Annotated in this window: 7 protein-coding genes; 5 read left to right on the top strand and 2 right to left on the bottom strand. The window is 61.6% G+C overall.

Annotated elements, in window-relative coordinates; all coding sequences use genetic code 11:
- The first annotated feature begins 309 nt into the window (after window positions 1-309).
- Window positions 310-588: a CBU_0592 family membrane protein gene (locus tag AC4FAH_RS01605; RefSeq protein ID WP_043331581.1), complete on the top strand. Its 279-nt coding sequence runs from the start codon at window positions 310-312 to the stop codon at window positions 586-588.
- 94 nt (window positions 589-682) lie between these two features.
- On the opposite strand, the gene AC4FAH_RS01610 is transcribed toward AC4FAH_RS01605, so the two are convergent.
- Window positions 683-1057, bottom strand: a complete 375-nt coding sequence (locus AC4FAH_RS01610; RefSeq protein ID WP_225347464.1) for an accessory factor UbiK family protein — start codon at window positions 1055-1057, stop codon at window positions 683-685.
- A gap of 437 nt (window positions 1058-1494) precedes the next feature.
- Here AC4FAH_RS01610 and AC4FAH_RS01615 point away from each other — a divergent pair, with 437 nt between their 5' ends.
- From AC4FAH_RS01615 to glnK, 3 genes are all read left to right on the top strand, one after another.
- Window positions 1495-1833 (top strand): P-II family nitrogen regulator, encoded by a 339-nt coding sequence (locus AC4FAH_RS01615; protein WP_043331582.1) that lies wholly within the window; start codon window positions 1495-1497, stop codon window positions 1831-1833.
- A 31-nt stretch (window positions 1834-1864) separates the two neighbouring features.
- The gene (locus tag AC4FAH_RS01620) at window positions 1865-3112 is read left to right on the top strand and encodes an ammonium transporter (protein ID WP_043331583.1); all 1248 of its coding nucleotides are present in this window, start codon (window positions 1865-1867) and stop codon (window positions 3110-3112) included.
- Between the two features lie 149 nt (window positions 3113-3261).
- Window positions 3262-3600 carry a P-II family nitrogen regulator gene (gene glnK, locus AC4FAH_RS01625; protein ID WP_024951507.1) on the top strand — a complete coding sequence of 113 codons (339 nt, stop codon included), beginning with the start codon at window positions 3262-3264 and terminating at the stop codon, window positions 3598-3600.
- 131 nt (window positions 3601-3731) lie between these two features.
- On the opposite strand, the gene AC4FAH_RS01630 is transcribed toward glnK, so the two are convergent.
- Window positions 3732-4508 carry a ferredoxin--NADP reductase gene (locus AC4FAH_RS01630; protein WP_043331585.1) on the bottom strand — a complete coding sequence of 259 codons (777 nt, stop codon included), beginning with the start codon at window positions 4506-4508 and terminating at the stop codon, window positions 3732-3734.
- Between the two features lie 286 nt (window positions 4509-4794).
- On the opposite strand from AC4FAH_RS01630, the gene AC4FAH_RS01635 reads away from it, so the two are divergent.
- Window positions 4795-5742: a LysR family transcriptional regulator gene (locus AC4FAH_RS01635; protein WP_107335730.1), complete on the top strand. Its 948-nt coding sequence runs from the start codon at window positions 4795-4797 to the stop codon at window positions 5740-5742.
- The last annotated feature ends 6 nt before the right edge of the window (window positions 5743-5748 follow it).

Consider the following 5748-nt stretch of genomic DNA (forward strand, 5'->3'; position numbering starts at 1 on the left):
TTTCCACGCAAAAGCGCCTGTTTTGGCGCATTTCAGCGCCACCATTCGTCACATGGGCATGGGGGGAGGCCGGCTTGAGACCTGCCTGCACCAAGAAAGTGCTCATACAGGGGCGATAGCGTCCTCGAGAGAGCCACAAGAGTGCCGCCGGACGGGGACTGCTGTATATTTGATCGGTTGTCCCGGCCTTGCCGGGATGACCGCCAAGCTGTCTCACGGAACGCCGCCGATGCGCGGCAGAGAATCGTCCAACCCACGGAAAGGGCCAGCCATTCAGGACGACTTCGGCTTGTTTCAGGAGCACTACCCATGCAAGACATGCTTGCCCCGCTGGCATCCCTGGCGGATGTGATCGGCATGCTAGGCACCACTCTGGTCGTCGGCGCCTTCTTCCTGCTGCAGATAGGCAGACTCGATGCCCGCAGCCTGACCTACAACCTGATGAATCTGAGCGGGGCGATCCTGCTGTTGATCAGCCTGTGCATCAATTTCAACCTCGCCAGCTTCGTGATCGAGATCTTCTGGATCATCGCCTCAGTGGTAGGTCTGGTGCGCTGGATGCTGGGCACTCGTCCCCAGACTGCCTGAGGCCGCCCCTCAGAATCAGCGGCGCCCATGACGCAAAAAACCGCCACGCCCCGAAAGGGCGTGGCGGTTTTGGTTCAGCCGTCACCTGAGGGAATCAGGCGTCGCGCTGGCGCTCGATTTCCGCGGCGTGACTGGCGGCTTCACGCTTCGCTACCGCGGCTTCCCCCTCGTCATCCACTGGCGTAGTGGCCTCGGCAGCCGGCGCATTGGCCGCTACCAGCCCCTGCTTTTCCAGCAGTGCCTCGAGGGCGATGACCTGCTTTTCCAGCGACTCGACGCGGCTGCGCGTACGCGTCAGCACATCCATCATGATGTCGAAGTCTTCACGCGAGACCAGTTCCATGCGGTCGAAGGCACCGCGCATCACCCCTTGCACGGACTTCTGCAGCTCTTCCGGACCATGCGAGGCATCCTGCAGGCGCTCACCGATCTGCTGGGCCATACGCCCGATGACGTCATTCTTGAACATGCTGCACCTCAGCCGTTGCGGGCCGGCGGCCGCGTCGTGCGGACTGCCGGTCAGAAAATGATGACACCCCTGTACATGGGGCCGTCGTGTCCTGCTGCAAGGATACGCAACCCTGGAGTCGGGTGCATGCCCCGCATCGTCCTGCACCAACCAATCCTCATCGGCAGGCACACACCTGCACCACATTAGCACTTGCCCCCACACCCAAAGGCGCAGAAACAGCACCATTACGGTGCATGCCAGGTGACCTTCGGATTCAGCCATCTTTGCACAGGCCGAAAGACTGTCAGCCATCCTGCGATAACCAGATGAGTTACAAGGATTTTCAGCCGCATGGCACATCTCGTGCGATGCACTTGTCAGGAACAGGCCGCCAGCTCATCTGACTGGCCATGCTTAACAAGAATGATCATTCCGGTAGCGAACGGGGGCAGCACATGAAACTGATCACCGCCATCATCAAACCCTTCAAGTTGGACGACGTGCGAGAAGCACTGGCCGACAACGGCGTGCAGGGGATTACCGTCACCGAAGTGAAGGGCTTCGGACGTCAGAAGGGGCACACCGAGCTGTATCGCGGTGCCGAGTACGTCGTCGACTTCCTTCCCAAGGTCAAGATTGAAGTGGCTGTCGATGACAGCAGTGTGGAATCGGTACTGGACGCCATCACCCAGGCGGCCAACAGCGGCAAGATCGGCGACGGCAAGCTGTTCGTCACTCCGCTGGACGATGTCATCCGTATCCGCACCGGTGAACGCGGCGCCGACGCTGTCTGAGCCCCGCGCACAATAACAAGGAGAACCCCGCATGAACGAGATCATCGAGGTCAAGTACGCACTTGATACCTTCTACTTCCTGGTCTGTGGCGCCCTGGTGCTATGGATGGCAGCCGGCTTTGCCATGCTCGAGGCCGGTCTGGTCCGCGCCAAGAACACCACCGAGATCCTGACCAAGAACGTGGCGCTGTTCGCCATCGCCTGCACCATGTACATGGTCGTCGGGTATCACATCATGTACTCGAGCGCCGAAGGCGGCTTCCTGCCGAGCCTGGGCTTCCTGATCGGTGCCGAGAATACCGCTGAGGAAGCGCTCGCTTCCGGTGGCGACATCTACTACAGCGCACGTTCCGACTTCTTCTTCCAGGTGGTGTTCGTGGCTACCGCCATGTCCATCGTCTCCGGTGCGGTCGCCGAGCGCATGAAGCTGTGGGCCTTCCTGGCCTTCGCCGTAGTCATGACCGGCGTCATCTATCCGGTGCAGGGTTACTGGACCTGGGGTGGCGGCTTCCTGAGCGCAGCGGGCTTCAGCGACTTCGCCGGTTCCGGCATCGTGCACATGGCCGGCGCTTCCGCCGCACTGGCAGGCGTGCTGCTGCTGGGCGCTCGCAAGGGCAAGTACGGCAAGAATGGCGAGATCAATGCCATCCCGGGCGCCAACCTGCCGCTGGCCACGCTGGGTACCTTCATCCTGTGGCTGGGATGGTTGGGCTTCAACGGCGGCTCCGAGCTGGTGCTGTCCAACATCGATGAGGCCAACGCGGTCGCTCAGGTCTTCGTCAACACCAATGCCGCTGCCTGTGGTGGTGTCATCGCCGCGCTGATCCTCGCACGTCTGTGGTTCCGCAAGGCTGACCTGACCATGGCCCTCAACGGCGCACTGGCTGGCCTGGTCGCCATCACTGCGGGTCCGCTGGCACCGAGCGTCGGTGCTGCCACCCTGATCGGTGCCGTCGGCGGTCTGCTGGTCGTGTTCTCCATCGTCGGTCTCGACAAGCTGAAGATCGATGATCCGGTCGGCGCCATCTCCGTGCACGGTGTGGTCGGTCTCTGGGGTCTGCTGGCCGTGCCGCTGACCAATGACGATGCCACCTTCTCCGCACAGCTGCTGGGCGCCGCCTCCATCTTCGCCTGGGTGTTCATCGCAAGCTTCGTGGTGTGGCTGATCATCAAGGCCATCATGGGGATTCGCGTCAGCGAGGAAGAAGAGTACGAAGGTGTGGATCTGGCCGAATGTGGTATGGAGGCCTATCCGGAATTCACCTCCAGCCGCAAGTAAGCCTGGACGCGACAGCACCTGCAGCATCAAGACTCCCGCCACCTGGCGGGAGTCTTTTTTCCTGACTGGATAAGCGGTGTATGCTTGAGTCAGAGACCGGCGTGACGAGCAGGCCTCGTTACCCGCACCATCACCCAAGGAGAGACACGATGAAACTGGTCACTGCCATCATCAAGCCATTCAAGCTCGACGACGTGCGCGAATCCCTGTCGGAGATTGGCGTGCAGGGTATCACCGTGACCGAGGTCAAGGGATTCGGCCGCCAGAAGGGCCACACCGAGCTGTATCGGGGTGCCGAGTACGTGGTCGACTTCCTTCCCAAGGTGAAGCTGGAAGTCGCGGTGGATGACGCCATGATCGATTCCGTGATCGAGGCGATCACCAATGTCGCCAACACCGGCAAGATCGGCGACGGCAAGATCTTCGTCTCGCCGCTGGAGCAGGTCATTCGCATCCGTACCGGCGAGACCGGCAAGGACGCCGTCTGAGCCTCTGGTGCAAGCCCCTGGCACTGTGACGTGCTGCCCCGACGGGTGACATGAGCACACAAAAAACCGCAGGCCATCGGCCTGCGGTTTTTTCGTTTCAGCACTTGTCGCTCATGCGTGCTGCTCGCGGATCACTTCTCGACGAAGGCACGCTCGATCACGTAGTCACCCGGCACGCCCATCTTCGGCGAGATGGCGAAGCCGCGCGCATCCAGCATGGCGCTGATGTCGTCGAGCATCGCCGGGCTGCCACAGATCATGGCGCGGTCACGCTTCGGGTCCAGCGGCGGCAGGCCGATATCCTCGAACAGCTTGCCGTTCTCGACCAGATCCGTGATGCGGCCCTGGTTGCGGAACTCCTCGCGCGTCACGGTCGGGTAGTAGATCAGCTTCTCGGCGATCTCTTCGCCCAGATACTCGTGCTTGGGCAGCTCTTCCGCGATCATGTCGGCATAGGCCAGCTCGGAGACATGGCGCACGCCGTGCATCAGGATGATCTTGTCATAGCGCTCATAGGTTTCCGGGTCCTGGATGACGCTCAGGAACGGCGCCAGGCCAGTGCCGGTGGAGAACAGGTAAAGGTTCTCGCCCGGCAGCAGGTCGTCCAGTACCAGCGTGCCTGTCGGCTTGCGAGAGACCATGATCTGATCGCCCGGCTGCAGGTGCTGCAGGCGTGAGGTCAGCGGGCCATCCTGCACCTTGATGGAGAAGAACTCGAGGTGCTCCTCGTAGTTCGGGCTGGCGATCGAGTAGGCACGCATCAGCGGCTTGCCTTCGACTTCCAGGCCGATCATCACGAACTGGCCGTTCTTGAAGCGCAGGCTGTCTTCACGCTGAGTGCGGAAGCTGAACAGCGAATCGTTCCAGTGATGGACGTCGATGACTTCGGTTGTGGTCAGACTGCTCACCTGATGGCCTCCCGGGGCGTGGCCCCTCGAATTCGATATTCTCTATTGGCATAAACAAATAACAGCTTATGACCCAATGAACTATGCAGCGATTGTAGTCACTGCAGGGTTATGCGTTAAATGGTTTATCTGGATATAGGTTATCTAGTTTACCAATATTGGTTGCGAATGAATCGCATTTCAACCTTGATCGTGCAGGGTCCGCCCGCTCTGACGGCGAATCCTGCGTTGCGTTCACTTTCGCCTCCTCATCTCTGCCCCTTCACTGCATGCCCCGGGAGGTCGAATGCGCTACAGCCTTCGCCAGCTGGCCGTCTTCGTGGCGGTCGCGCGGCATGACAATGTCTCGCTGGCCGCCGACAGTCTGGCCATGTCGCAATCAGCGGCCAGCACGGCACTGGCCGAGCTGGAGCGTCAGTTCGATTGCCGGCTGTTCGATCGCCATGGCAAGCGCCTGCGGCTCAATGGCCTGGGGCGTGAGCTGCTGCCCAAGGCGATCGCGCTGCTGGACCAGGCCGAGGAGCTGGAGCAGCTGCTCGGCCAGCAGGACGCCACCGGCTCGCTGGAGATTGGCGCGACGCTGACCATCGGCAACTATCTGGCGCCTCAGATCATCGGTGACTTTCTGCATCATCACCCCGCCAGCCGCGTCGAGCTGCACGTGCACAACACCCATCAGCTGATCGACAAGCTGGTGCACTTCGAACTGGACATCGGGCTGGTGGAAGGCGAGGTGGAGCACCCGCTGCTGGAGGCGACCCACTGGGTCAGTGATCGGCTGAGCATCTTCTGTGCGCCGTCACACCCGCTGGCACAGGGCGAGGTCACGCTTGAGCGCCTGCTGGCGGCTCGCTGGATCATGCGCGAGCGTGGCTCCGGCACACGCGGCACCTTCGAGCAGGCATTGCGCCCACATCTGGACGGGCCTTCGACCAGCGTCTCCCAGCGCCTCGACATCATGCTGGAGCTGGAACATACCGAAGCCATCAAGCGCGCCGTGGAAGCGGGGCTCGGCATCGGCTGCATCTCGCGCCTCGCGCTGAGAGATGCCTTTCGGCGCGGCAGCCTCGTCGAGCTGCCCACTCCATGGCTGGAGCTGACGCGCGCCTATCGCTTCGTCCACCATCGTGATCGCTTCATCACCCAGGCAATGCGCGAATTCGTCGCCGGTTGCCGCAACCTGAGCGGCAGCGCCTCACGCAGTGACGAGATCATCCTGCCGCAGGTGCCGTGATTCGCA

Source organism: Cobetia sp., from assembly GCF_983723665.1.